Annotated in this window: 28 protein-coding genes; 9 read left to right on the plus strand and 19 right to left on the minus strand. The window is 73.1% G+C overall.

The window, feature by feature from the left end:
* Nucleotides 1-3 precede the first annotated feature (3 nt).
* From ACSMHG_RS07580 to ACSMHG_RS07610, 7 genes are all read right to left on the minus strand, one after another.
* Nucleotides 4-711 carry an ABC transporter ATP-binding protein gene (locus ACSMHG_RS07580; RefSeq protein WP_435743316.1) on the minus strand — a complete coding sequence of 236 codons (708 nt, stop codon included), beginning with the start codon at nucleotides 709-711 and terminating at the stop codon, nucleotides 4-6.
* Nucleotides 708-1,562 (minus strand): ABC transporter ATP-binding protein, encoded by an 855-nt coding sequence (locus ACSMHG_RS07585; RefSeq protein ID WP_435743318.1) that lies wholly within the window; start codon nucleotides 1,560-1,562, stop codon nucleotides 708-710. Before ACSMHG_RS07585 ends, ACSMHG_RS07580 begins: the two co-directional genes overlap by 4 nt.
* Nucleotides 1,549-2,733, minus strand: a complete 1,185-nt coding sequence (locus tag ACSMHG_RS07590; protein WP_435743320.1) for a branched-chain amino acid ABC transporter permease — start codon at nucleotides 2,731-2,733, stop codon at nucleotides 1,549-1,551. The genes ACSMHG_RS07585 and ACSMHG_RS07590 overlap by 14 nt, the downstream gene beginning before the upstream one ends.
* Nucleotides 2,730-3,638: a branched-chain amino acid ABC transporter permease gene (locus ACSMHG_RS07595; RefSeq protein ID WP_435743322.1), complete on the minus strand. Its 909-nt coding sequence runs from the start codon at nucleotides 3,636-3,638 to the stop codon at nucleotides 2,730-2,732. The genes ACSMHG_RS07590 and ACSMHG_RS07595 overlap by 4 nt, the downstream gene beginning before the upstream one ends.
* Complete coding sequence (locus ACSMHG_RS07600) at nucleotides 3,635-5,098, minus strand: ABC transporter substrate-binding protein (RefSeq protein ID WP_435743324.1); 1,464 nt, start codon at nucleotides 5,096-5,098, stop codon at nucleotides 3,635-3,637. Before ACSMHG_RS07600 ends, ACSMHG_RS07595 begins: the two co-directional genes overlap by 4 nt.
* Nucleotides 5,095-6,387, minus strand: a complete 1,293-nt coding sequence (locus ACSMHG_RS07605) for a hypothetical protein (RefSeq protein ID WP_435743326.1) — start codon at nucleotides 6,385-6,387, stop codon at nucleotides 5,095-5,097. Before ACSMHG_RS07605 ends, ACSMHG_RS07600 begins: the two co-directional genes overlap by 4 nt.
* 140 nt (nucleotides 6,388-6,527) lie before the next feature.
* Entirely contained in the window at nucleotides 6,528-7,751 is a 1,224-nt protein-coding gene (locus ACSMHG_RS07610) for a PucR family transcriptional regulator (RefSeq protein WP_435743328.1), read from the minus strand.
* A gap of 176 nt (nucleotides 7,752-7,927) precedes the next feature.
* On the opposite strand from ACSMHG_RS07610, the gene ACSMHG_RS07615 reads away from it, so the two are divergent.
* The 7 genes from ACSMHG_RS07615 to ACSMHG_RS07645 all read left to right on the plus strand — a co-directional run bounded on the left by ACSMHG_RS07615 (nucleotide 7,928) and on the right by ACSMHG_RS07645 (nucleotide 14,213).
* Nucleotides 7,928-8,725: an ABC transporter ATP-binding protein gene (locus tag ACSMHG_RS07615; RefSeq protein WP_435743330.1), complete on the plus strand. Its 798-nt coding sequence runs from the start codon at nucleotides 7,928-7,930 to the stop codon at nucleotides 8,723-8,725.
* Nucleotides 8,725-9,429 (plus strand): ABC transporter ATP-binding protein, encoded by a 705-nt coding sequence (locus ACSMHG_RS07620; RefSeq protein WP_435743332.1) that lies wholly within the window; start codon nucleotides 8,725-8,727, stop codon nucleotides 9,427-9,429. Before ACSMHG_RS07615 ends, ACSMHG_RS07620 begins: the two co-directional genes overlap by 1 nt.
* A gap of 12 nt (nucleotides 9,430-9,441) precedes the next feature.
* The gene (locus ACSMHG_RS07625; RefSeq protein ID WP_435743334.1) at nucleotides 9,442-10,320 is read left to right on the plus strand and encodes a branched-chain amino acid ABC transporter permease; all 879 of its coding nucleotides are present in this window, start codon (nucleotides 9,442-9,444) and stop codon (nucleotides 10,318-10,320) included.
* A gap of 1 nt (nucleotide 10,321) precedes the next feature.
* Nucleotides 10,322-11,446, plus strand: coding sequence for a branched-chain amino acid ABC transporter permease (locus ACSMHG_RS07630; protein ID WP_435743336.1), 1,125 nt, complete (start codon nucleotides 10,322-10,324; stop codon nucleotides 11,444-11,446).
* Nucleotides 11,443-12,786, plus strand: coding sequence for an ABC transporter substrate-binding protein (locus ACSMHG_RS07635; protein WP_435743338.1), 1,344 nt, complete (start codon nucleotides 11,443-11,445; stop codon nucleotides 12,784-12,786). Before ACSMHG_RS07630 ends, ACSMHG_RS07635 begins: the two co-directional genes overlap by 4 nt.
* 93 nt (nucleotides 12,787-12,879) lie before the next feature.
* Complete coding sequence (locus tag ACSMHG_RS07640) at nucleotides 12,880-13,560, plus strand: maleylpyruvate isomerase family mycothiol-dependent enzyme (protein ID WP_435743340.1); 681 nt, start codon at nucleotides 12,880-12,882, stop codon at nucleotides 13,558-13,560.
* A gap of 104 nt (nucleotides 13,561-13,664) precedes the next feature.
* Complete coding sequence (locus ACSMHG_RS07645; protein WP_435743342.1) at nucleotides 13,665-14,213, plus strand: hypothetical protein; 549 nt, start codon at nucleotides 13,665-13,667, stop codon at nucleotides 14,211-14,213.
* A 107-nt stretch (nucleotides 14,214-14,320) separates the two neighbouring features.
* On the opposite strand, the gene ACSMHG_RS07650 is transcribed toward ACSMHG_RS07645, so the two are convergent.
* From ACSMHG_RS07650 to truA, 3 genes are all read right to left on the minus strand, one after another.
* Nucleotides 14,321-15,121, minus strand: a complete 801-nt coding sequence (locus ACSMHG_RS07650; RefSeq protein ID WP_435743344.1) for an exonuclease/endonuclease/phosphatase family protein — start codon at nucleotides 15,119-15,121, stop codon at nucleotides 14,321-14,323.
* Nucleotides 15,122-15,324: 203 nt separating this feature from the next.
* Nucleotides 15,325-15,933 (minus strand): class I SAM-dependent methyltransferase, encoded by a 609-nt coding sequence (locus tag ACSMHG_RS07655; RefSeq protein ID WP_435743457.1) that lies wholly within the window; start codon nucleotides 15,931-15,933, stop codon nucleotides 15,325-15,327.
* A gap of 5 nt (nucleotides 15,934-15,938) precedes the next feature.
* On the minus strand, nucleotides 15,939-16,769 hold the full coding sequence (gene truA, locus ACSMHG_RS07660) for a tRNA pseudouridine(38-40) synthase TruA (protein ID WP_435743346.1): 831 nt from the start codon (nucleotides 16,767-16,769) through the stop codon (nucleotides 15,939-15,941).
* 54 nt (nucleotides 16,770-16,823) lie between these two features.
* Here truA and ACSMHG_RS07665 point away from each other — a divergent pair, with 54 nt between their 5' ends.
* A complete protein-coding gene (locus ACSMHG_RS07665) occupies nucleotides 16,824-18,482 on the plus strand; it encodes an NAD(P)/FAD-dependent oxidoreductase (RefSeq protein ID WP_435743348.1) in 1,659 nt (552 codons plus the stop codon).
* A gap of 13 nt (nucleotides 18,483-18,495) precedes the next feature.
* Here the strand turns inward: ACSMHG_RS07665 and ACSMHG_RS07670 are convergent, their stop codons facing one another.
* Complete coding sequence (locus ACSMHG_RS07670) at nucleotides 18,496-19,419, minus strand: PfkB family carbohydrate kinase (protein ID WP_435743350.1); 924 nt, start codon at nucleotides 19,417-19,419, stop codon at nucleotides 18,496-18,498.
* 22 nt (nucleotides 19,420-19,441) lie between these two features.
* Here ACSMHG_RS07670 and ACSMHG_RS07675 point away from each other — a divergent pair, with 22 nt between their 5' ends.
* Nucleotides 19,442-19,795, plus strand: a complete 354-nt coding sequence (locus tag ACSMHG_RS07675; RefSeq protein WP_435743352.1) for a GntR family transcriptional regulator — start codon at nucleotides 19,442-19,444, stop codon at nucleotides 19,793-19,795.
* Between the two features lie 95 nt (nucleotides 19,796-19,890).
* Here ACSMHG_RS07675 and rplQ read toward each other — a convergent pair whose 3' ends face one another.
* From rplQ to ACSMHG_RS07715, 8 genes are all read right to left on the minus strand, one after another.
* Nucleotides 19,891-20,505 (minus strand): 50S ribosomal protein L17, encoded by a 615-nt coding sequence (gene rplQ, locus ACSMHG_RS07680; RefSeq protein WP_435743354.1) that lies wholly within the window; start codon nucleotides 20,503-20,505, stop codon nucleotides 19,891-19,893.
* A gap of 66 nt (nucleotides 20,506-20,571) precedes the next feature.
* Nucleotides 20,572-21,588 (minus strand): DNA-directed RNA polymerase subunit alpha, encoded by a 1,017-nt coding sequence (locus ACSMHG_RS07685; RefSeq protein WP_435743356.1) that lies wholly within the window; start codon nucleotides 21,586-21,588, stop codon nucleotides 20,572-20,574.
* Nucleotides 21,589-21,659: 71 nt separating this feature from the next.
* On the minus strand, nucleotides 21,660-22,268 hold the full coding sequence (rpsD, locus tag ACSMHG_RS07690) for a 30S ribosomal protein S4 (RefSeq protein ID WP_435743358.1): 609 nt from the start codon (nucleotides 22,266-22,268) through the stop codon (nucleotides 21,660-21,662).
* Nucleotides 22,269-22,297: 29 nt separating this feature from the next.
* A complete protein-coding gene (gene rpsK / locus ACSMHG_RS07695) occupies nucleotides 22,298-22,705 on the minus strand; it encodes a 30S ribosomal protein S11 (protein WP_166195653.1) in 408 nt (135 codons plus the stop codon).
* A gap of 95 nt (nucleotides 22,706-22,800) precedes the next feature.
* Nucleotides 22,801-23,175: a 30S ribosomal protein S13 gene (gene rpsM, locus ACSMHG_RS07700; RefSeq protein ID WP_435743361.1), complete on the minus strand. Its 375-nt coding sequence runs from the start codon at nucleotides 23,173-23,175 to the stop codon at nucleotides 22,801-22,803.
* 188 nt (nucleotides 23,176-23,363) lie between these two features.
* A complete protein-coding gene (rpmJ, locus tag ACSMHG_RS07705; protein ID WP_056862094.1) occupies nucleotides 23,364-23,477 on the minus strand; it encodes a 50S ribosomal protein L36 in 114 nt (37 codons plus the stop codon).
* Nucleotides 23,478-23,504: 27 nt separating this feature from the next.
* Nucleotides 23,505-23,726, minus strand: a complete 222-nt coding sequence (gene infA, locus ACSMHG_RS07710) for a translation initiation factor IF-1 (protein WP_011757309.1) — start codon at nucleotides 23,724-23,726, stop codon at nucleotides 23,505-23,507.
* 284 nt (nucleotides 23,727-24,010) lie between these two features.
* Nucleotides 24,011-25,069 (minus strand): LLM class flavin-dependent oxidoreductase, encoded by a 1,059-nt coding sequence (locus tag ACSMHG_RS07715; protein WP_435743365.1) that lies wholly within the window; start codon nucleotides 25,067-25,069, stop codon nucleotides 24,011-24,013.
* Nucleotides 25,070-25,074: the final 5 nt, after the last annotated feature.

A 25,074-nucleotide genomic window follows, 5' to 3' on the forward strand; every position in this document is an offset into this window, starting at 1 on the left:
CTCCTAAGCTCCGAGGTAGGCCTCACGGAGGTTGACGTCGTGGATGGCGGAGCCGACCGCGGTGTGGAGGAGGGTGCCCTTCTCCATGATCAGCGCCCGGTCGGCGAAGGGGAGGACCCCGGCGTTCTGCTCGACCATGAGCACGGTCGTGCCGTCGGCCTTGATCTGGGAGGTGACCTCCCAGACCGTGCGGGCGAGGGTGGGGCTGAGACCGAGCGAGGCTTCGTCGATGAGCATCAGCCGTGGCCGCGACATCAGCGCACGGCCGACGGCGAGCATCTGCTGCTCGCCGCCCGAGAGGGTGCCCGCGAGCTGGTCCTCGCGCTCGACGAGCCGGGGGAAGTAGTCGTAGACCAGGTCCAGCTGCTGACGGACGGTGCGGGGGCTGCGGCGGCGGCTCCAGGCACCGAGCCGCAGGTTCTGCCGGACGGTGAGCCGCGGGAAGACCCGGCGGCCCTCCGGGCACAGCGACACCCCGTGGCGGACCCGCGCGGAGGGCGAGCGACGACCGAGGGAGGCACCGTCGAGCAGCACCTGCCCGGACTGCGGTCGAAGCAGGCCGGCGATCGTTGAGACGGTGGTGGTCTTGCCGGCGCCGTTGAGACCGAGGAGCACGCAGAGCTCACCCTCCTCCACCTCGAAGCTCACCCCGTGCAGGACCGGGTGCGGGCCGTAGCCGACCACGAGGTCGCGCACCTCCAGCAGGCTCATCGGACGGCCTCCGGCAGGACTGCGGTGTCGGCGAGCGGGTCCACCGCGCCGCCGGCCGCCGCAGCGCCGGTCGGCAGGGGGTCGGCCTCGGCCTCGGTGCCGAGGTAGGCACGCGCCACCTCCGGGTGGCGCCGCACGTCGTCGGGCCCGCCCTCGGCCAGCACCTCGCCGAAGTTCAGGCAGTAGACATAGTCGGACACCCTGGTCACCAGCGGCACGTGGTGGTCGATCATCACGATGCTGAGGCCGAAGCTCCGGCGCAGCTCGAGCAGCACGTCGCCGAGGGCGTGCGCCTCCTCCGGGCCCATGCCGGACCCCGGCTCGTCGAGCAGGAGCAGCTCGGGGTCGGTGGCGAGCACCGCGGCGATCTCGACCCGCTTCAAGACGCCGTAGGGCAGGTCGGCAACCCGCTCGCCGGCCACGTCACGCAGCTCGAGGAGGTCGAGGATGTCGGCGCTGCGCTCGGCGATGCGCCGCTCCTCCGCGAAGGAGCCGGGGGAACCCACCAGCCCGGCCCACGGGTCGTAGGCGACCTGCAGGTGCTGGGCGGTGGCCAGGTTCTCCGCGACGCTGGCGTTCTTGACCAGACCGACGTTCTGGAAGGTGCGCCCGATGCCGAGCGCGGTGCGGCGGTGGACCGGGAGCCGGGTGATCTCGCGTCCGCGGTACCGGATCGATCCGGAGGTGGCCTCGTAGAACCCGGTGATGCAGTTGAACAGCGTGGTCTTGCCGGCACCGTTCGGGCCGATGATGCCGACGATTTCCCACTCGCCGACCCGGAGGTCGACCTGGTGGAGCGCGCGGATCCCGCCGAACTGGATGCTGACCCGGTCGACCTCAAGCACGGACATCGGAGACCTCCACCTCTCGCACGGACCCGGCATGGACGTCGAAGCGGTGGCCGCTGAGCCAGCGACGCACCGGGGCGACCTGCTGTCCGATGCCGCCGGGGTAGAGCGTCAGGGTCAGCACCAGGAGCACCGGTCCCACCACCAGCGAGACGAACTCCGTGGGCAGTCCGAGGACTCCCTCGAAGAACCCCTCCAGGCCGAACATCGACACGAGTGCGCCCTCCTCGAGCAGGGCGAAGAACACCGAGCCGATCACCACCCCGACGCGGTCGCGCAAGCCGCCGACGACGGTCATCAGGACGAACAGCAGCGCCAACCGGAAGTCGAAGGAGCTGCCGACGATCACCTCGTCGTGATGAGCGGTGAGGGAGCCCGCGACCCCTGCGAAGATCCCCGACACCGCGAAGGCCACGAGGATGTAGGCGCGGACGTCGATGCCGTACGACGAGGCCACCCGCGGGTTCTCCCGCAGCGCGGCCATCGCCCGCCCGGCCTTCGACCGGGTCAGGCGCCAGTCGATCCACAGCACCACCACGAGGAAGGCCAGGCACAGGTAGTAGTAGCGGTACCCGCTGCTGAACAGGTCCGGACGGGGCGCGGGCTTGCCACCCTCGCCGCCGGTGATGCTGGTCAAGCCGAAGAGGGTCTCCTGCGCGAAGGAGCCGTAGGCGAGGGTGACCAGCGCGAAGTAGAGCCCGGTCAGCCGCAGGGAGACCGCGCCGAGCAGCACGGCCTGCAGCCCGCCGAGCGCAGCGGCCACCGCGACGGCCATCCAGAACCCCAGCTGCAGGTCGGTGACGACGTACGCCGAGGCGAACGCGCCGATGCCGACGAAGGCCTGGTGCCCCAGGGAGATCTGCCCGCAGTAGCCGAGCAGCACGTTGAGGGAGAGCCCGCCGATGGCGTAGATGACCGCGAGCGAGGCGGTGTCCACGTCGGTGACGCCGACCTCGAAGGGCGAGAGCAGGTTGATCGGGTAGGCCAGGACGACCCACGCGAGGACGGCCCAGACGACTCCTCGGGCGGTCCAGCCGAGTGCCCCCGGCCGGTGCTCCCGGTCGCTGTCGAGCACAGCCGGGAACTCTGCGACCGGCTCCTCCTCCGCAGGCGTGACCGGGAGGACCCTCGTGTCGTCCTCGGTCGTCCGGCGGCCCCCGTCCACGACGCTCATGCCGTGGCCGCCCGTCCGACGAAGATGCCGCCGGGCTTGATCAGCAGCACGACCAGCAGCACGAGGAAGAGCAGCATCGCCCGGGCGCCGGGCACCTCGACGAGCGCCGAGAGGGTGCCGAGCTGCTCGATGACGCCGACGGTCAGCCCGCCGGCCACCGCCCCGGGCATGCTTCGCATCCCCGCCAGCACGGCGGCCATGAAGCCGGGCAGCAGCGCGCGGCCGGCGCCGAAGCTGAGGAAGCCCGCGGTGAAGGTGGTGTTGGGGCCCGAGAGGATGCCCGCGAGCCCGCCGAGGAGGGCCGCCAGCGCCCAGATCAGCATGGAGACCCGGCGGACGTTGATGCCGACGAGCTCGGCCGCCGTCGCCTCCTGCTGGGCGGCCTGGATCGCCAGGCCCGACGGCGAGCGGAAGAAGAGCGCGAGGCCGATGGAGGCCACCACCAGGACACCGAGGGTGATCAGCTGCTGCACCGTCACCGGCGCGCCGAACGGCGGCACCAGGAAGAAGCCCTCGCTGATGCGCGGCATCGTCATGATGAGCGTCTCGTTGAACTGCCAGAACTGCACGCCGATGGCGGCCAGCGCGATGCCGGCCGTCCCGACGAGCACGGTCACCCGGGATGCGTTGCGCAGGGGGTGGACCACCAGCCGTTCGGTGAGGAGCCCCATCGCCACGGCCACCGCCAACCCGAAGGCGATCGCCGCCGGGTAGCCCCAGTCCCACATCGTCAACGCCGCGTACGCCGCGAAGAGGCCGGTGGTGCCGAACTCCGCCTGGGCGAAGTTGAAGACGCCCGAGGCGCGGTAGACCAGGACGATCCCCAAGGCGACCAGCGCGTACACGCTGCCCTGGAGGACGCCGGTGACCAGGGCGATCCCGAGCTCGTTGCCGAGACCGGTCATGGCTGCTCGTTGCGGCGGACGGTGACGTACTCCGAGCGCCCGCAGTCGGCCTTCAACAGGTTCATCGCCGTGCCGCCGAACCTGCTGGTGAAGTTCGTCGGTGGGAACACCCCGGTGTCGAAGCGCTTCACCCGTGCGATCGCCGAGGCGAACGACTCCCGGGTGAGGTCCTTGCCCGCCGCCTGGAGGATCGACCCGACCAGCTTCTCCAGCCCGTAGATCGACGCACCGATGTCGTCGGGCTCCGAGCCGTTCTTCTCCCGGTAGGCCTTGACGAAGGCTGCGTCCCGGCGCATGACGTCCATGCCCGGGAACGGTGAGTAGAAGAGCGCCCCGTCCACGTTCGGGCAGCCGACCTGGGCCACGACGTTGAGGCCGTTGCTCAGGCCGGGGCCGACGAAGGTGACCCGGCAGGGCATCGACTTGGCGACGTTGAGGAGTGAGCTGGGGCTCGCGTTCCACACCACCGCGGACGCACCGCTCTGGCAGATCGCGGTCCCCACGGCCGGTGCGTCGCTCGTCGTGTTCTTCGGGATCCGCCGCGACAGGGCGAGGTTGTTGCCCGCCACCTGCTTCAGCGCGGCGTCGGCCTTGGCGTAGAAGTTGTCGAGGCTGTCGTTGTCGGCGACGATCAAGGCGACCTTGTCCCCTCCGAACTGGCTGCGCACGAGCTTGGCCAGCAGCGGGACCTGCTGCTCGTAGGTCAACGAGAGCGCGAAGTAGGTCGAGAGCTCGCCGAGACCGCCCAGGCTCGGGCGGGTCTCGTGGACGCCGCCCGAGAGGTACGGCACTCCCGCGGCCGCGGCGTAGCGCGCACAGGCGTCGATCTGGTCCGCGCCGGCACCGCCGATCAGCAGGAAGACCTCCTCCTGCTCGGCCATCTCCTTGCACACCGAGCGCGCCCTGTTCGGGTCGAAGCCGTCGTCCTGGAAGAGCACCTCGACCTTGCGGCCGTTGATGCCGCCCGCCCGGTTGACCGCGTCGAAGTACACGCCGATGCCACGCTCGAAGGAGGCCTGGGGGATCGCCGCCGCGCCGGTGACCGGCGCGTGGACGCCGATCTTGATCGTCTGGTCGCTGACGCCGGTGCGATCACCGGCGGCCGGAGGGACGCCGTCGTCGCCCCCTCCGCCACCGCCCGACCCGCCGCCGTTGCCGCCGGAGCCGCCGTCGGTGGCACCACCGCCGCCTCCGCCGCCGAGCGACCCGGAGCCGCTGCCACCACCGAGCGAGCCGGAGCCGCTGCGTCCGCCGCCGAGCGACCCGGAGCCGCCGCCGCCGGGAGCGGCCAGGCCGTCCCCGGGCACCGCGCCCACGATCGGCTGGCCGTCGGCGCCGACCGCCGCGGCCCCACCGGCGTACATCTGGTCGACGCCCTCCTTCTGCCCGCAGGCAGCCGTCACGGCGAGGGCGAGGCCGAGGGTGGAGGCCAACGCCCGGCCGCGCAGCGTGGTGGTCATGCCGTCTCCGTTCCGCGGACCCGCACCTGGCGCAGCCGCTCGAGGGCCCGGCTGACGCCGTGGCGCTGGGTGGTCGCAGCGGGTCGGCCGTCGGGGCCGAGCGCCAGCATCATGAGGTAGGCGATCCCGAGGACCACCGGGACGAGCAGGAAGGCGCCGCCCGGGAGGCCGGAGTACCAGGCCGGCGCGGCGACGGTCACCAGCCCGCCCTGCGCGGCGACGGCCTCGTCACCGGTCGCGGCGTCGTCTGCGCTGCCGCCCGCGTCGCCGGCGACGGACACCGCCCCGCTGTCGACGGGGCCGAGGTCTGCGTCGCTCGCGCCCCCCAGGCCGCCGCTCCCGCCACCGCTGGTGTCGCCGCCCGGCAGCGAGCCGCCGCCGGACCCGGACGAGCCGCCTCCTGCGTCGCCTCCGGCACCGTCCGCGCCGGCGTCCTCGCCGTCCGCGCCGGCGTCCTCGCCGTCCGCGTCCGTGCCCGCGGCACCCGGGCGGACCTTCGCCACCACCCCGACGCCGTCGGCGTCCGGACCGTCGAAGCTGAGGTCGAAGGAGGCCGGAGCCTCCACCTTCTCGACGAGCACGACCGAGCGGCTGCCGCTGAAGTCCTCGGCTGCCCACCCGGCGGCGATCTCGGTGAGGTCGAAGCGCCAGGTGCCGTCGTCCGAGCGCCTTCCAGGCGCCTCCGCGAGCGCGCAGTCGTGGACCGGCCGGTTCTTCCACGCGGCGTTCTGGCCGTCGGCCCAGAAGACCTCGGTGACCGGGCAGGCGACCACCCCGGCGAGCTCGGCCCCCGTCGCCGCTCCCGGCTCCGCCGACTCACGCAGGACCATCCGCAGGGAGGTGACCTCCGAGCCCGGCTCCGCGTCGAGGGAGAGCTCGATCGCTGCCAGCTTCTGCGGCTCGCCGATCGCCGCTGCGACCGGCAGACCGCCGTCCGGGACGTTCGGCGCCGGCGGCTGCGGCGCGGCGAGGACGCCGGTGTCCGGCGGCGGCTCGTGTGCGGCGTTCCACCACCCGGTCTTGACCACCGCCGCCCCGCGCGAGGTTCCCGGCTCGAGCCGGGAGGCCTTCCTGGCGTCGCCTCGTTGCGCCGCGGTGGTCGCGCGGTCGGCTCGCTCGGGCGTCGCCGCGGACGTGGCAGAGCTGCTGGGGCTGCTGGGGCTGCTGGGGCTGCTGGGGCTGCTGTGCGGAGCCGCCGCGGCCGGTGCGGTGGCCGCCGCCGTCCACGCTGCCAGCAGCGTGGTGGCGGCGAGCGCCCACGCTCGCGACCGGCTCGATCGCCGTGCCATGCCGTTCTCCTCGGGGTCGTTGCGCACCCCTCCCTGCCGCTTGAACGACCCTTCACCGACGTGGTTACGCACGTCACACCGCAGGCCAGGGAGCGTCCTGACCTGCGAGGACGCCGTCGACCACTCCGGCAGTGCGGCGCTCAGACGCCGCGAGCCATGAGGGCCAGCTCGAGCAGGAGCTTGTCGCGGGGGTCGGAGAGCGACCTGCCGGTCAGCTGCTCGATCTGCTTGAGCCGGTATATGACGGTGTTGCGGTGGCAGTAGAGCTCCTCCGCCGCGTGCGTGGGCGACCCGTCGTGGCGCAGGAGGGCGGCGAGGGTGTCCACGAGCGTGCGCGACTGCGCCTCGGGCTGGGCCAGCAGGGGGCCGAGGGTCTGGGCGACCAGCAACGGCGCCACCTGCGGGCTCCCGGCGAGCAGCACCTCGGGGAGCCGGTCGGAGACCCCGACCACGCCACGCCCGCCCCGGGGCAGCGTCTCCGCCGCCCGCGTCGCGAGCTGGAAGGCGGTCGCGAAGCCGGCGATCCCCTCCGGGCACGACGCGACCCCCATCCGCCCGCCGGAGTACGGCGCGAAGAGCTCGACCAGCCCGGACTCGTCCGGCAACGGCCCCGCCAGCAGCCCGAAGTACGCCCCCGACCGGACGTGCCAGCGGGCGACCACCCCGAGCCGGTCGAGCCGGTCCTCGGCAGGGCCGAGCGTGTCGGGCGACTCGTCGTAGAGGGCGACCACGCAGGCCACCGCGTCGTCCGGGCCGATGCCGAGGGCGGCGCGGGCCTCCTCGGCGAACTCCGGATCGGCCCCTCGGCCCTCGAGCAGCCCGTCGAGCACCGACTGCTGGCGCTGGAGGTCCTGGCGCTGCAGGCGGGTGGCCTCCCGGCGGTAGGCCTCGATCAGCACGCCGTTCTGGATGTCGAGGTTGGACCAGACGGTCTTGCCTGCGGCCAGGAGCACCCGGTCGTCGACCAGGCGCCCCTCCCCCGTCCCCGCCCGGGCCACGAGGGCCTCCCACAGCACCCGGGCCCCGAGCATGTAGGCGTTGAGGACCAGCTCCAGCGGCACGCCCTGCCGGGCGCGGCGCCGGCCGGTCTCGCGCCACACGTCGATCGCGGTCTCGTTGCCAGGGCGCTGGTGACCGGAGAGCACCTCCAACCCGCGCCGGATGTGGAGCCGGGTGCTCTCCCGGACGTCGACCCGCAGCTCGGGGCCGACCCTGTCGTAGAGGTCGAGGTCGCGCTCGAACAGGGTCAGCGTGATGCCGTCGGCGATCGCGTCGGACTGGTCGAGCAGCAGCGCCCACGCCCTCTCGGCCTGCGCGACGGGGTCCGTCGCGTCGACCGGGACGGCGTCTTGGTCGGAGCGCATGGACGCACGTTCGCACTCATTGCACAACCTGCACCAGTCCCCCACCGCGTTCGGGGCACCGAGACCAAGCGAATTTGTGCGCTCCGCCCATCGCGGAACCTGTGCGATGGCACCAAGGTGGTCCCCATCACATCCGGCCCTCGGCCGGCGTCCACCCTCGGAGGTCTCTCCCGCCCATGTCGTCACCGACGAGCGCCCCCGCCACCGCGACCGCCCTCGAGCTGCGTGGTGTGACCGTCACCTTCGGCGGCATCACCGCGCTCTCCGACGTCGACCTGGCCGTGCTCCCGGGGACCGTCCACGGCGTCATCGGACCCAACGGCGCCGGCAAGACGACCCTCTTCAACGTCGCGTGCGGGTTCGTCGTGCCCGACGAGGGCTCGATCGAGCGCCGCGGCGAGCGCCTCGCCCGGCTGCGCCCCCACGACCTCGCCGGCCTGGGGATCGCCCGCACCCTGCAGGGGCTCGGCCTCTTCGACCGGGTCACCGTCCTCGAGAACGTCGTGATCGGCGCCGACCGCCACGCCCGCACCGGCTTCCTCGGCAGCCTGCTCGGCCTGCGCAGCGCCGTCCGCGAGGAGCGCGCGCTCCGCGAGCGGGCCCTGGGCGTCCTCGACCGCCTGGGCGTCGCGGCGTACGCCGACCGGTACCCCTCCAGCCTGCCCTACCCGGTCCGCAAGCGGGTCGCCCTCGCCCGCGCCCTCGCAGCCGAGCCGGACCTGCTCCTCCTCGACGAGCCCGCCAGCGGGCTGAGCGCCTCGGACATGGACGAGCTCGGCGACCTGGTCCGTGGCCTGGTCGACGAGCGCGGCATCTCGGTGATGCTCGTCGAGCACCACATGGACCTGGTGATGCGCACCTGCGACGAGATCACCGTCCTCGACTTCGGCCGGCGGATCGCGCACGGCCCGCCCGACCGGGTGCGCACCGATCCGGCCGTCCTCGCGGCGTACCTCGGGGAGCAGGTCGACTGATGCTGACCATCTCCGAGCTCTCCGCGGCGTACGGCCCGGTGCGCGCCCTCGACCGGGTCTCCTTCACCGCCGAGCGGGGCCGGGTGACCGCCGTCCTCGGCGCCAACGGGGCCGGGAAGACCACGCTCCTGCGCACCGTCTCCGGCCTCCACCGCGCCGACGGGGGCACGGTGGAGCTCGACGGCCACCGCCTCGACCAGGTGCCTGCCGACCGGATGCCGGGCCTCGGCCTGGCCCACGTGCCCGAGGGCCGCGGCGTCATCACCGAGCTGACCGTCGAGGAGAACCTCCGGCTCGGCGGCCTCGGCCGCGGACGGCGCGTCGACGGCGCGGACCTCGAGCGCGTCTACGAGCTCTTCCCCGTGCTCGCCGACCGCCGGGCCGCCACCGCCCACGTGCTGTCCGGTGGCGAGCGCCAGATGCTCGTCATCGGCCGAGCGCTCATGGCGCGGCCGACGATGCTGCTGCTCGACGAGCCGTCCCTCGGCCTGGCGCCGCGCATCGTGGGCCAGATCTTCGAGCTGCTGCGCGGGCTGGTCGAGTCGGAGTCGCTCAGCGTCCTGCTGGTCGAGCAGAACGCGCGCAGCGCCCTCTCCATCGCCCACCGCGGCGTCGTCCTCAACCTCGGCCGGGTGGTGGCCGACGACGACGCGGCCACCCTCGCCGCCGACGACCAGCTCCGCCACGCCTACCTCGGATTCTGAGCAGGAGAGCCCGTGCAGCAGTTCCTCAACACCGCCCTCGGCGGCCTGACGCTCGGCATGGTCTACGCCGCGTTCGCCCTCGCCCTGGTCCTCATCTGGCGCTCCACCCGGATCGTCAACTTCGCCCAGGCGCCGATGGCGATGGTCACCACGTTCGTGGCGCTGGTGATCATCGACGCCGGCCAGTCCTACTGGCTGGCCTTCGTCGCCGCGCTCGCCAGCGGGCTGGTGCTCGGCGCGGTCCTCGAGCGCGTGGTCGTGCGCCGCGTCGAGGGCGGTCCGGAGATCAACGCGGTGATCCTCACCCTGGGTCTCTTCATCGTCCTCCACGCGCTGGCCGCGGTGGTCTTCGGCAACCGCTACCGCAGCTTCCCCGCACCCTTCGGCATCCGCGGCATCGAGGTCGGCGACACCACGATCGCGCTGACCGGCTTCGGCATCTTCACGATCGTCGCGGTGCTGGTCACGATGGGGCTGCTGCTCCTGCTGTTCCGCTACACCGACGTCGGGCTGCGGATGCGCGCCTCGGCGTACAACCCCGAGGTGGCCCGCCTGCTCGGCGTCCGCGTCGGCCGGATGCTCACCCTCGGCTGGGCGCTCGCCTCCGTGGTCGGTTCCCTCGCCGGCCTGCTCATCGCCGGTGGCGGACTGGTCCACCCCGCCTACATGGACTCGATCGTCGTCTACGGCTTCGTCGCGGCCGTGCTCGGCGGGCTCGACAGCCCGGTCGGCGCGGTGGTCGGCGGGCTCCTCCTGGGGCTCGCGCTCTCCTTCGTCAGCGGGTACGTCGGCTCGCAGCTCGTCGCGCTCGCCGCTCTGGTGATCCTGATGCTGGTCCTCACCCTGCGCCCCGGCGGACTCTTCGCCCAGACCACGGCGCGGAGGGTCTGACATGGGTGCCCTCGACCGCCTCGGTGCCTGGTGGCGCGGCTCCATCCTCGGCCGCCACCTCCTGCTCGCCCTGCTCGGCCTGGTCGCGGTCGTCGTCGTGCTCGAGAGCGCGAGCGACTTCCGCAACCTGCAGCTGGCCTCGATGGCCTACCTCGGCATCGCCGCCGGCGGGCTGACGGTCCTGACCGGCCTCAACGGCCAGATCTCGCTGGGCCACGGGGCGCTCATGGCCATCGGCGCCTACACCGCCGCGCTCCTGCTGGATGGCCGGGACGCCTCCACGCCGCTCCCCCTGGTCGTGCTGGCCGCGGTCGCGGTGACACTGCTGGTCGGCGTCGCGGTCGGCGCCGCCGCGGCACGGCTGCACGGCCCGTACCTCGCCGGCGCCACCCTCGCGCTCGCCGTCGCGGTGCCCGGCATCGCCCTCTACTTCAAGGAGTCGCTCGGCGGCGAGCAGGGGCTGCGGGTGGCGCTGCCGGAGATCCCCACCTGGGTGCTGGACCTCTCCTTCTTCGTCACCGGTCAGGACCTCTCCCGGAGCCGGTACGTCGCCTACCTGGCCTGGATCACCCTCATCGTCACCTTCGTCCTGCTCGCCAACCTCTCCCGCGGCCGGGTCGGCCGTCGCTGGCGCGCCGTCCGTGACGACGAGGTGGCCGCGGAGCTGGCCGGCATCCACCTCGGCCGCGCCCGCGTCTCGGCGTTCGTCGTCAGTGCCGCCGCGGCGGGCGCCGCCGGAGCGATGATGGCCCTCACCGTGCGGCTCGCCGCACCCAGCGGCTTCACGCTGACCCTCAGCCTCACCCTCCTCACCGCCGTCGTCCTGGGCGGGCTCGGCAGCCTCGGCGGCGCCCTGCTCGGCGCGGCGCTGCTCACCTTCCTCCCCCAGGTCGTCACCGACCTCGGCGTCGACGCAGGTCTCTCCGACATCCAGGCCGCCGAGCTCGCCCCGCTCGTCTACGGCCTGGTCATGGTCGGCGTCATCCTCCTCGCGCCGGCCGGCATCGTCGGCACGATCCGGCTGGCGCTGCTGCGCCGCCGACTGCGCCGGCGGGCCGGTACGGCTGCCGACCACACCCCCGCGACTCCCGCTCCCACCACCACCTCGAAGGGAACACAACCATGAGACGAAGGCTCCGCAGGACCGCACCGCTGGCCGGCGTGCTGGCCGGCGCCCTGCTGCTCGGCGCCTGCGGCGCCGGCGGCCGGTCGGACGACGGGGGCGACGGGGGCGACGGCGGCAGCGCCGACGCGCCCGGCGTCACCGAGGACACCATCACGATCGGCGCCCACTTCCCGCTGACCGGCGTGGCCGCGCCCGGCTACAGCGAGATCCCGACCGGCGCCCAGGCCTACTTCGACTACGTCAACGCCAACGGCGGGGTCCACGGCCGCGAGATCGAGTACATCGTCCGCGACGACGCCTACAACCCCACCAACACCAGCTCGGTCACCAACGAGCTCGTGCTGGAGGAGGAGATCTTCGCGATGGTCGGCGGCCTCGGCACGCCGACCCACAGCGCGGTCGTCGACTTCCTCAACGACGAGGGCGTCCCGGACTTCTTCGTCTCCTCGGGCTCACTGATGTGGGGCGACGACCCGGAGACCTACCCCTACACCTTCGGCTGGCAGCCCGACTACGAGATCGAGGGCAAGATCATCGGCCAGTACGTCGCCGAGAACCTGCCCGACGCCAAGGTCGGCTTGTTCCTCCAGGACGACGACTTCGGCGACGACGCCGAGAAGGGCGTGCGACAGTTCCTCGACGAGCAGATCGTCGCGAGCGAGCGCTACACCTCGGGCAACACCGACGTGGGCCCGCAGATCGCCGGCCTCCAGGCCGCCGGCGCGGACCTGGTCCTCGCCTTCGACACCCCGTCCTACACCGCGCTCAGCCAGCTGGTGGCCCTGAAGCTCGGCTACGAGCCGCAGTGGTTCTACAGCAACGTGGGCTCGGACGCCGAGCTCGTCGGGTCGCTGCTCTCCCGGTTCTCCGAGGGAGCGGTCGAGGGCAACGCCAGCTCGCTCGACGGCGTGCTCAGCACCGAGTACATCCCCGGCGCCGACCAGCCCCAGGACCCGTGGGTGCAGCTGTGGCAGAAGGTCTGGGACGAGCACGGCGGCGAGGGCAAGCTCACCAACTACCGGATCTACGGCATGTCCCACGCCTACGCCTTCGTCCAGGCGCTCATGGCCGCCGGCGAGGACCTGACCCGCGACGGCATCGTCGAGGCGATGGAGGAGGTCGGCTCCGAGCTGGAGGGTCCCCAGCTGGCGCCGTTCCGCTACTCCGAGGACAGCCACCTCGGCATCTCCGGGCTGCGGGTGGTGGAGATCCAGGACGGCGCCGCGGAGGACCTCACCCCGGTGCTGGTCACCGACATCGGCGACGCGGAGATCACCGAGGACGACTCCGGGCAGGCCGACGACGCCCCGCCGGAGAGCGGGATCCCCGAGGCCCCGTGAGCGACGCCGCGCCCGCCCGGTGAGGACCGGGCGGGCGCGGACGCGTCCGCCTCGGGTCCCACCGGGCGGACCCCGAGGAGGAGGATGCTGCCCGTGACCACCCTCGCCGCCAGCACCCGTCGGCTCGCCGACCTGCTCGCCGTTCTCGACGCCGATGCCGTCGACCGCCCTGTGACCGCCTGCCCGGGGTGGACGGTGCGCGACCTCGTCGCGCACGTCGGGCACGTCCACCAGTGGGCCACGCACGCGGTGCTCGCCGGCGACCCGCGGGTCCGGGCCGAGGGGCTGCCGTCGGCGGCTCCGGCGTCCGAGGTCGCGGCGTGGTACCGGCGGCACGCGGACCGGCTCGTCGAGGTGCTGGACGGCCGGCCGGCCGACGCCGCAGCATGGTCGTTCTCGCCACCGCACCAGCACGTCGGCTTCTGGCAGCGCCGGCAGCTGCACGAGGTGCTGCTCCACACCCGCGACGTGCTCGACGCCCTGGGCCGGGTCGAGCAGTGGGTGCTCGAGCCGGCCGTCGCGTGGGACGGCGTCGGCGAGGTCGCGGAGATGTTCTACCCCCGCCAGGTGGCCCTGGGCCGCACCGAGCCGCTCCCCCGGCCGCTGCGGCTGGTCGCGACCGACCTCGACGTGGAGCCGGTGACGATCGGCGACGGCGAGGCCCCTCTCGAGCTCGCAGCTCCGGCGGCCACGTTGCTCCTCGTGCTGTGGCACCGCGTCCCCTGCCCCGACCCAGCGGCGGCCGAGCTGACGGCGTACGCCCTCACGCCGTAGGAGCCGACCAGGACCGGGTGCCGACGACGCGCCGGACGTCCGGTATCGCGCCGAGGACGGCGGGTACCGCGACCTTCTTGCCCGCCGATCCCGGAGGTTTCCCCATGACTCGCGACACCCTCTCCCGCTCGCTGCACGACGTCGGCCTCGCCGCCTGGTTCGGCGGCACGCTCGCCAATGCCGTCGCCCTCAACCCGGCCGCCGCCGAGGCGACCCGCTCCCCGGACGTCGGCGCCGTCGCCAACGTGGGCTGGGACCGCTGGACGCCGGTCAACGCGGCCGCCATCGGCGCCCACGTCGTCGGCAGCATCGGCCAGCTCACAGGCAACAAGGGCCGGATCGCCGGACAGCAGGGGGTCGGATCGATGGTCCTCGCCAAGACCGCCCTCACCGCCGCTGCGCTGGGCGTCACGGCGTACTCCCGCGCGCTCGGCAAGAAGGTCTCGCAGGAGACCCAGATGCCCGCCACCTCCGGCACGGAGCCCGAGGCCGGCACCCCGCCGGAGGTGGCCAAGGCCCAGCGGCAGCTCGCCGCGCTCCAGTGGGCGGTGCCCGCCCTCACCGGTGCGCTGGTCGTCGTCAGCTCCTTCGCCGGCGAGCAGCAGCGCGCCACCGAGCAGAAGGCCGGGATGCTGAGGCGCGTCGCCCCCTGAGCCACCCCAGGTTCTCGCCGACGACCATGACCTCGGCCTCCACCGGCTCGCGGCGGAACGGCACCGCGAGGTCGGCGGAGCAGCAGTAGTCGTAGCCGGCCCCGGCCTCACCGGTAGAGCCGCACCCGCGCCAGCACCGGCGCGTGGTCGGAATGGAATCCGGCGAGCACCCGGTGCCGGGCGAACTGGGCGGGAGCGTCGGGGTTGCTGCGGCTGCGCATCGACCGGTCGGCGAGGAAGACGTAGTCGATCCACCGGGTGTTGCGCGTCGGTCGCAGGCCGTCGAGGCCCAGCACCTGGTACGACGACGTGGCGTGCCCGCGGAAGACACGGGTGATCCCGCCGGCCGGCCGAGCGGCCGCGTCGTCGACGTGGTCGAAGTTGTAGTCGCCGGTGCCGACGACCACCGTGCCCGGGGCGGTCTCCCACATCTGCGCCAAGGCAGCGAGGTGCTTCTGGGCCCGTCGTGCGTTCAGGTTGCGCTCGAAGCGCTGCCCGGTCTCGATGTGCTGGTTCACGTGGGTGTTGAGCAGGGTCACCGTGCGCCCGGTGGCGCGGTGCCGGAAGCGGGCGGTCACCACCCAGCGGGCCGGGAACGGATGAGTCGTCTGGCTCGGGTAGCCGCCGTCGTGCATCTTGCGGAAGTCGACGTCGAGCAACCTGAAGGTCGCCCGGCGCCAGGTCACCGCCAGCGAGATCGGCCCGTCCGGGTCCGGCCAGTGCCAGGTCTCCCACCCGCGGGAGCGGTACTGCGGATGCAGCTCGCGGAAGGCCGGCGACTTCGACTCCTGCCAGCCGATCAGGTCGACGTCCCGGCGGGAGGTGAGCCGGTCCCAGTCGGCGCGGGCCCGGTGCAGCGGCAGCAGCCGCAGGGCGTTGTACGACACCACGCCGACGGTGTCGAGCACCGTTCCGGGCAGCCGGGCCGCGACGGGCGCCGGCCCGGGTCCGGGGCCGGACCGGCCCGCTGCTCGGGTCGCGCCAGGGAGCCGCCACGAGCGCCGCGCTGAGGACCGTGGCGAGCACGAGGAGCACGACGAGGGCAGCCGCCGCCACGGGGAGACGGCGGCGCGGTCGCATGGCCGCAGCGTACGTCTGCCGCCGCGTGCGCTCAGCCGCGTCGGGACTCCAGCACCCGGAAGCCCTTCGCCGAGGCCAGCCGCGTGGTGGGGAACCCCTGGTCCCCCAGCCAGCGCTGGAGCGAGTCGGCCCCCAGGTTCTTGCCGACGACCATGACCGCGCGGCCACCGGGCGCGAGGCGCGGCAGCCACGTGAGCAGCAGGTCGTGGAGGGCGTCCTTGCCGATCCGGATCGGCGGGTTCGACCAGATCTCGTCGTAGGACGCCGACCGGTCGACCGCCTCTGGGGTGGCGGCGCGGTAGCGGTCCGCCACGCCGAGCGCCGCGGCGTTCTCGTTGGCCAGCAGCACGGCCCGCTCGTTGACGTCCACGCCGGTGACCGTCGTGGCCGGCGAGCAGGCGGCGACGGCCAGCCCGATCACGCCGTAGCCGCAGCCGAGGTCGAGCACCCGGCCACCCGCCGGCGGGTCGGTCTCGCGGAAGAGCACCGCGGTGCCGATGTCGACCCGGCCCCGCGCGAAGACCCCCGAGCCGCTCACCAGCGAGAGCCGCCGGCCCCAGACCTCGGCCTCCACGGGCTCCCGGCGGAACGGCACCGCCGGATCGGCGGAGAAGTAGTGGTCGTCGCCGGACCCGGACATCGCGCTCATCCCGCCTGCCTCCTCGCCCGGGTCAGCTCCGCCCGGCCGCCGAGCTCCGCGTCGGGCGGGTAGGCGACCTCCTCCAGGGTCAGCCCGTGGGCGTGGACGACGGCCACCGAGGCGTCCCGTCGCGCGGCCTCCAGCACCTCGCCGGCCCAGGCCACCGGCCGCCGGCCCTCCCCCACGGCCAGCAGGCAGCCGACCAGGGCCCGGACCATGCTGTGGCAGAAGGCGTCGGCCCGCACGGTCGCCACGACCAGCCCGTCGGCGGTCCGCGCCCACGAGAGCTCCTGGAGCACCCGGATCGTCGTCGCCCCCTCCCGCTGCTTGCAGAACGACGCGAAGTCGTGCTGGCCGAGGAGGACGACGGCCGCCTCGTTCATCCGGTCCACGTCGAGCGGCCTCGGCCAGGCGAGCACGTGGCCGCGGGTGAGCGGGTCGACGGCCTCGGGGGTGTCGGCGACCCGGTAGGCGTAGCGACGCCACAGTGCGGAGAAGCGGGCGTCGAACCCGGGCGCGGCCTCCACGGCCCGGCGTACCCGGACGTCGGGAGGCAGGATCCCGTTGAGCCGCCGCACCAGGGCCGCCAGCGGCGGGTCCGGGGACCGGCCCGCCGACGCCACGAGTGCCTCGGGCTCGACGTCGAGGTGGACGACCTGCCCGCGTGCGTGGACCCCGGTGTCGGTGCGGCCGGCGCACACGAGCGCGACCGACGGCACCCGCAAGGCGGTCTCGGCCGCGGCCGAGAGCTCGCCCTGCACGGTCCGCAGGCCCGGCTGGGCCGCCCAGCCGTGGAAGCGGCCGCCGTCGTAGGCGAGGTCGATCCGGATCCGCACCCGCGCATCCTCTCAGGCGCCCGGCCCGCCCACCGCCTCCCCTAGTGTTCCTCCGTGAGCACCGGACCGATGCCGTGCCTGGTTCTCGTCTCCCCGACGGACCCGGCCTTCCTCCTCGACGAGTTCGGCCGCTACCGCCGCGACTACGACCTGCGCACCGCCACCTCCGCCGCGGAGGCCGAGGAGGTCGCCCGCGCGGTCCTCGACGCCGGCGGGCAGGTCGCGCTGTTCGTCACCGAGTCGCTGCTGCCCGACTCCGGCGTGGTCGAGGCGTTCCGCCGCTGGCGCACGGTCGTGCCGACCGCGCGGCGGATGGTCGCCGCCCGGTTCGAGCGGTTCCTCCCCGACGCCGAGGGGCTGCGCGAGGGGCTGGCCAAGGGCGAGTACGACGCGTACCTGCTGCAGCCGCGGGGCGTGCGGGACGAGGAGTTCCACACCGCGGTCACCGAGCTGCTCTCGGACTGGGGCTCCACCGTGGCCGCGCCGGAGGTGGAGAGCGTCCGGATCATCACGCCGGAGGCGTCCGACCCGTTGACCCTCGCGATCCGCGACTACCTCGACCGGATGGGGCTGCCGAACGGCGTGCACCCGCCGGAGAGCGACGACGGCCGCGCCGTGCTGGACCGCTGGGGCGGCGCGGTGACCTACCCGCTCGTCGAGGCGCTGGAGCGGCCGCCGATCGCCCCGCGCACCGTGCGCGACGTCGCCGCCGTGATCTACGGCCGCCCGGAGGAGATCGAGCTCGCGGGCGTCGTCGACGTCTGCGTGGTGGGCTCGGGCCCTGCCGGCCTCGCCGCGGCCGTCTACGCCGCGTCCGAGGGGCTCTCCACCGTCGTGCTCGAGGCCGAGGCGGTCGGCGGGCAGGCCGGCACCAGCTCGATGATCCGCAACTACCTCGGCTTCCCCCGCGGCATCTCCGGCATGCGGCTGGCGCAGCGGGCGCGGACCCAGGCGATCCGCTTCGGCACCCGCTTCTTCACCGGCTGGGAAGTCCGCGGGATCGAGCCGCACCCCGATGGCCACCGCGTGCGCACCGACGGAGGCGACGTGTGCGCCCGCGCCGTCATCCTCGCCACCGGTGTCGCCTACCGGAAGCTCGGCGTGCCGGCCGTCGAGGACCTCACCGGGCGAGGGGTCTTCTACGGCAGCGCGATGACCGCGGCCCGCGAGATGGAGGGCGCCGACGCGGTCGTCGTCGGTGGCGGCAACTCCGCCGGCCAGGCCGCCGTCCACCTCGCCCGCTTCGCCCGGTCGGTCACCATCATGGTCCGCCGCACGGCGCTGGCCGAGACGATGTCGCGGTACCTGGTCACGGAGATCGAGCACAACCCGCGGATCACCGTCGCCACCTGCTGCGAGGTCGCCGACGGCGGCGGCGACGGGCGGCTGGAGTGGCTCGACGTCCGCGACACCCTCGACGGGACGGTACGCCGGCGCAGCGCCGACGGGCTGTTCCTCCTGCTCGGCGCCGACCCGCAGACCGACTGGCTCCCGGAGGCGGTCGTCCGCGACGAGCGCGGGTTCGTGCTGACCGGTCGAGACGTCCCCCGCGACCGCTGGTCCGGCGAGCTGCCCCCGGCGAGCCTGGCCACCGCTCTCCCCGGCGTCTTCGCCGTCGGGGACGTCCGCTCCGGCTCGATGAAGCGGGTGGCGGCCGCGGCCGGGGAGGGGTCCTCCGTGGTGCCGCTCGTGCACCAGTGGCTCGCGCCCTGACCGAGGAGCCGGCTCAACCCAGCTCGTGGCGGTACGGCGGGTCCGCTCCCGGCCGGGAGACGGTGACCGCCGCGGCGCGGGCGGCGTGGTCGAGCACCTCGACGACCTCGTTCTCGTCGATCCCGCGGAGCGCCTCCCGCTGGTCGGCGCCGAGTCGTCCGCGCTCCCACAGGGCGTCGACGAGCGCGGCCCCGAACGTGTCGCCCGCGCCGATGGTGTCGGCGACGCCGACCGACCGGGAGGCGCCCTCCACCGTGCACCGCTGGCCGGTCCAGGTGGCGCCCTCCGCACCGCGGGTCACCACGACCGCGGCGGGGCCCAGCCCGAGCAGCCGCGCCACGGCCGAGGTCTCGTCGAGGTCGGGCCAGAGTGCGGCGAGGTCCTCGTCGCTGGCCTTGACCAGGTCGGCCAGGGCGGCGACCCGCTCCACCCGGGCCACCACGTCGGGGCCGGCGCCCGTGACGGCCGGGCGAGCGTTCACGTCGTAGGTCACGGTGGCGGTGGGCCGCAGCCGGCGCAGCAGCGCGGCGACGTCCTCGGCGCCCGGCGCGACGACCGCGCCCAGCGAGCACGCGTGCACCACCAGCGGTGCCGGCCGGTCCGCGACCGGGCCCAGCTCCCACGCGAGGTCGAAGCTGTACGTCGCGGCGCCGTCGGTGCCGATCGTCGCCAGCGCGGCCGAGGTGCGCGCGATCGTCCGCGGGTCGGTCGCGAGCTGGATCCCGGCCGCCTCGAGGTGGGCGGCGACCAGCGCACCACGGGCGTCGTCGGCGTACGCCGTCGCCAACCGCACGGGCCGTCCGAGGCGGGCCAGCGCGACCGCGACGTTCGCGGCGCTCCCGCCCGGATGCTCGCGCGCCGTGCCGTCGGCCGACCGCACGACGTCGACCAGCGACTCCCCGACGACGAGCACGTCCCGCTCCCGACCCGGTCCCATGGCCTCACCCTAGGGTGACGCCATGCAGGTGCGCCCGCTCGACGCCGAGGACCCCACGCCACCCTTCGAGCAGCTGCGGGCCCAGGTCGCGACGCGGGTCGCCGACGGCGAGCTGCCCGCAGGCACCCGGCTGCCGACGGTCCGCGCCGTCGCCGCGGAGCTGGGCCTGGCCGTCAACACCGTCGCCAAGGCCTACCGTGCGCTCGAGACCGACGGCGTGGTCGTCACCGAGGGCCGGCGCGGCACCTTCGTCGCCTCCTCCCCCGCCGCCGCCACCGCCACCGCCACCGCCACCGCCGAGCGGTACGTCGCCGAGGCCCGCCGGCTGGGGCTGACCCGCGCCGAGGCGGTGCGGCTGGTCGAGGAGCGCTGGTGACCCCGGTCCGCCGCAGCTGACCGCCCTGGAAATGCCAGCGACCCGCCCGGTGGTCCGGGCGGGTCGGTGGGTGGTGCGGTGGAGTGCTGCAGCGATCAGGCCTTGGACTCGTCCTCGGTCTCCGCAGCGGCCTCGGCCTCGGCGGCCTCCTCGGACACCGGCTCGGTGAGCTCGGTCTCCGCCTCGGCGACCACGCTCTCCTCGGGCGAGGCCTCGTCGGTCAGCTCGGTCGGCACCGACTCGGTCGCGGTCTCGCCCGCGGCCTCGTCGGTCGTCTCCTCGGCCGGGGCCTCCTCGGCGGGCGCTGCCGCAGCGGCCGGGGCCGCCTTGGTCCGCGGAGCCGACGGGGTGTAGGCCTCGGTCACGAGCTCGATGACCGCCATGGGGGCGTTGTCGCCCTTGCGGGGCCCGAGCTTGGTGATGCGGGTGTAGCCACCCGGGCGCTCGGCGAAGGTCGGGGCGATCTCGGTGAAGAGGGTGTGGACGACCGACTTGTCGCGGATGGTCCGGAGGACCTCGCGGCGGTTGTGCAGGTCGCCCTTCTTCGCCTTGGTGATCAGCTTCTCGGCGTGCGGGCGCAGCGCGCGGGCCTTGGCCTCGGTCGTGACGATCCGGCCGTGCTCGAAGAGCTGGGTGGCCAGGTTCGCCAGGATGAGGCGCTGGTGCGCCGGGCCGCCGCCGAGGCGGGGACCCTTGGTGGGCTTGGGCATCGTTCTCTCTCAATTCTCTCCGGCCGTACCAGGTACCGGAGTAGTGGGATCAGGCAAACGTGCCTGTTAGTACTGCTCGTCCTCGACGAAGGCGTCGTCGTCGTCGTCGCCGTACGCCGCGAGGGCGGCGTGCGGGTCGAAGCCGGGTGCGCTGTCCTTGAGGGACAGGCCCATCTCGACCAGCTTCGCCTTGACCTCGTCGATCGACTTCGCGCCGAAGTTGCGGATGTCGAGCAGGTCCTGCTCCGAGCGGCCGATGAGCTCACCCACGGTGTGGATGCCCTCGCGCTTGAGGCAGTTGTAGGACCGGACCGTCAGCTGCAGGTCCTCGACCGGCAGGGCCAGGTCGGCGGCCAGCTGCTCGTCGACCGGCGAGGGGCCGATGTCGATGCCCTCGGCCTCGACGTTGAGCTCCCGGGCCAGGCCGAAGAGCTCGACCAGGGTCTTGCCGGCCGAGGCGATGGCGTCGCGGGGACGGATCGAGGGCTTGGTCTCGACGTCGATGACGAGCTTGTCGAAGTCCGTGCGCTGCTCGACACGGGTCGCCTCGACCTTGTAGGTCACCTTCAGCACGGGGCTGTAGATCGAGTCGACCGGCATCCGGCCGATCTCGTTGTCGGCGCCCTTGTTCTGCACGGCCGAGACGTAGCCGCGGCCACGCTCGACGACGAGCTCCATCTCGAGCTTGCCGTTCTCCGACAGGGTCGCGAGCTTCAGCTCCGGGTTGTGCACCTCGACCCCGGCCGGCGGCGCGATGTCCGCCCCGGTGACGTCACCGGCACCCGACTTGCGCAGGTACATGGTGACCGGCTCGTCGTGCTCGGAGGAGACGACGAGGCCCTTGAGGTTGAGGATGATCTCGGTGACGTCCTCCTTGACGCCCTCGATGGTCGAGAACTCGTGGAGGACGGTGTCGACCTTGATGCTGGTGACCGAGGCGCCGGGGATCGAGGACAGCAGGGTCCGGCGCAGCGAGTTGCCGAGGGTGTAGCCGAAGCCGGGCTCCAGCGGCTCGATCACGAACCGCGAGCGGAACTCGTCGACGGTCTCTTCCGACAGGGTGGGGCGCTGTGCAATCAGCACTGGTTCTTTCCTTTCCGGGCCCACCCGCTATATGACGGGCCCGAACATCGTGATGACGGAAGGGAGAGGTCTTACTTCTTCGAGTAGTACTCGACGATGAGCTGCTCCTGGACCGGGATGTCGATCTGCGCCCGGACGGGGAGCTGGTGGACGAGGATCCGCATGCGGTTGGGCAGCGCCTCGAGCCACGCGGGGACGACACGCTCGCCGTGGGTCTCACGAGCCACGATGAACGGGGTCATCTCGAGCGACTTCTCCCGGACGTCGATGACGTCGTGCGCGCTCACCTGGTACGACGGGATGTCGACCTTCTTGCCGTTGACCCGGAAGTGGCCGTGGTTGACCAGCTGGCGGGCGTGGCGGCGGGTCCGGGCGAACCCGGCGCGGTAGACCACGTTGTCGAGGCGGCACTCCAGCAGCTGGAGCAGGTTGTCGCCGGTCTTGCCGGGGCGACGCGACGCCTCGGCGTAGTAGTTGTGGAACTGCTTCTCCATCACGCCGTACGTGAAGCGGGCCTTCTGCTTCTCGCGCAGCTGGAGGAGGTACTCGCTCTCCTTGATGCGACCGCGGCCGTGGGCGCCGGGGGGGTACGGACGACGCTCGAACGCGCCGTCACCGCCGACGAGGTCGACACCGAGGCGGCGCGACTTCCGGGTCATGGGGCCGGTGTAACGGGCCATCTCTCAAAGTCTCCTGTTCGGTGTCGGGATCAGACGCGGCGGCGCTTGGGCGGGCGGCAGCCGTTGTGGGGCGCGGGGGTGACGTCCTGGATGGTGCCGACCTCGAGGCCGATCGCACCCAGCGAGCGGATCGCCGTCTCGCGGCCCGAGCCCGGGCCCTTCACGAAGACGTCGATCTTCTTCATCCCGTGCTCCATCGCCCGACGACCGGCGGCCTCGGCGGCCATCTGTGCGGCGAACGGGGTGGACTTGCGCGAGCCCTTGAAGCCGACGGTGCCGGCCGAGGCCCACGAGATCACCGCACCGGTCGGGTCGGTGATCGTGACGATGGTGTTGTTGAACGTGCTCTTGATGTGGGCTTCGCCCTGAGCGACGTTCTTCTTCTCCTTGCGACGCACCTTCTTGGCGCCGGCCGCGGTGCGGCTCTTGGGAGGCATGCAGTTACTCCTGTGTCAGCTGGTCTGTGAGGGGGAAGGCAGTGGCATCTGCTGGTCGAGGAGGTCGCGCTGCGACCGTCTCCGGACCAGTCGGGTCACTTGGCCTTCTTCTTGCCGGCAACCGTGCGCTTCGGACCCTTGCGGGTGCGGGCGTTGGTCTTGGTGCGCTGACCGCGGACCGGGAGGCCCATGCGGTGGCGGCGACCCTGGTAGCTGCCGATCTCGATCTTGCGACGGATGTCGGCCTGGACCTCTCGACGGAGGTCACCCTCGATCTTGAAGTTCGACTCGATCGCGTCGCGGAGCTTGACCAGCTCTTCGTCACCCAGCTGGTGCACGCGGAGGTCGGGGCTGACCCCGGTGGTCTCCAGCAGCTGCTGGGCGCGGGTACGGCCGATGCCGTAGATGTAGGTGAGTGCGACCTCGATGCGCTTGTCGCGCGGGAGGTCCACACCAACGAGGCGTGCCATGTGGCGTTTCCTTGTCTGTTCCGCAGAGGTGTCGGTCGTGTCGCGTCCTGGGTGTCCCGACCGCTGGTCGTGGTCCAGGCTCCGGCCTCTGCACCGGAGGTGGTTGACCCGTCCGAGGACGGGTGAGCGAGCACGTTGTGTGGGTGTTCAGTTGTGGGGTGGCCGCCGCGCGGCGGCCGGCGAGAGCCTCAGCCCTGACGCTGCTTGTGGCGCGGGTTCTCGCAGATGACCATGACGCGGCCGTGGCGACGGATCACCTGGCACTTGTCGCAGATCTTCTTGACGCTGGGGTTGACCTTCATGAGAGGCCCCTTCGGCTCGGCTGTGGGCTACTTGTACCGGTAGACGATGCGACCCCGCGTGAGGTCGTACGGCGAGAGCTCCACCACGACCCGGTCCTCGGGGAGGATCCGGATGTAGTGCTGGCGCATCTTGCCGCTGATGTGGGCGAGAACCTTGTGGCCGTTGCTCAGCTCGACGCGGAACATGGCGTTGGGCAGGGCCTCCACGACGGTGCCCTCGATCTCGATCACGCCTTCTTTCTTCGGCATGTCCTCCACAATCTGTCGGTCGGATGTCTACCGTTCGGTGCACCGCACGCGGTGCGGACCGCGGCGGGTGGCCCGGGAACCTCCGGCGCCTGGCGAGCCAGGGAGCCGGTGGACCTCGTGCAGCCGTCCGGGTACCTCATCCCGGGCGCGACGACGACGGGCTCGGAGAGCACGTCGGGCGTCGAGATCCGGGCAGCCGCGAGGCACCACGAAACAGACCCACGTTGGGCCGACGTTGCAGTCTAGGCGCAAAGGCGCGCCCAAGACGAATCCGGCGACACCGATCAGGAGGCCAGCAGCCGCAGCGTCTCCTCGCGCGCCGGCGACGCCCCCGGGTCGGTGCCACGGTACGCCGCGGCCACCGGCGCGACCATCACCTCGTCGACGTCGTACGTCGCGGCGAGCCGCTCGAGCTCGGCCCGCGCCTGCTCGGCGGTGCCGATCACCCACCGGGCGGCCATCTTCTCCACCAGCTCCCGGTGCGCGTCGGGCATCGAGGCCTGCACCTCCTCGGCGTCCTCGACGAGCCGGCCCGGGCCGAGCGGCTGGCCCGTGCGCAGCTCGAGCATCATCTGCAGCTGCGGCAGCGCGAGCCGGCGGGCCTCCTCGGCGTCGTCGGCCACCACGGCGTTGACGGTGAGGAACGTGCGGGGCTCGGACATCTCGGGGCCGAGGTCGGGCGAGGGTCGGAAGGAGCGGCGGTAGAGCTCGAGGGCCTCGGCGGTGCCGCTGCCGGAGAAGTGGTGGGCGAAGACGTAGGGCATGCCCTTCTCCGCCGCCAGGCGCGCGGAGTAGTCCGAGGACCCGAGCAGCCAGACGGTGGGCACGGAGGTGGCGGCCGGGGTGGCGCGCAGCAGGTGGGCGCGCCCCTGCACGGCCAGGCCCACCCCGGCGGCGTCCATCATCGCCAGCACGTTGTCGACGTACTCGGGGAAGCGGCTCACGGCCTCGTCGGTCACCCCGCCGGCGCCGTGGCGCAGCGCCCAGCTGGTGACCGGGTCGGTGCCGGGTGCACGGCCGATCCCCAGGTCGATCCGGCCGGGGAACGCCGCCTCGAGCAGCGCGAACTGCTCGGCGACGACCAGCGGTGCGTGGTTGGGCAGCATCACCCCGCCCGAGCCGAGCCGGATCCGCTCGGTGGCCGCGGCGAGCAGGCCGATGAGGACCGGCGGGTTGGTCGCGGCCACGGCCGGCATGTTGTGGTGCTCGGCGACCCAGTAGCGGTGGTACCCCAGGTTGTCGGCCACCCGCGCGAGGGCGGTGGTCGCCTGCAGGGCGTGGGCGGTGCTCTGGTCGCTGCGGACCGGCACCAGGTCGAGGACGGAGAGGGTCGGCGAGGTCACCTGCT

Origin of the sequence: Nocardioides ureilyticus, from assembly GCF_051280745.1 — a bacterium.
Classification (GTDB): Bacteria; Actinomycetota; Actinomycetes; order Propionibacteriales; family Nocardioidaceae; genus Nocardioides.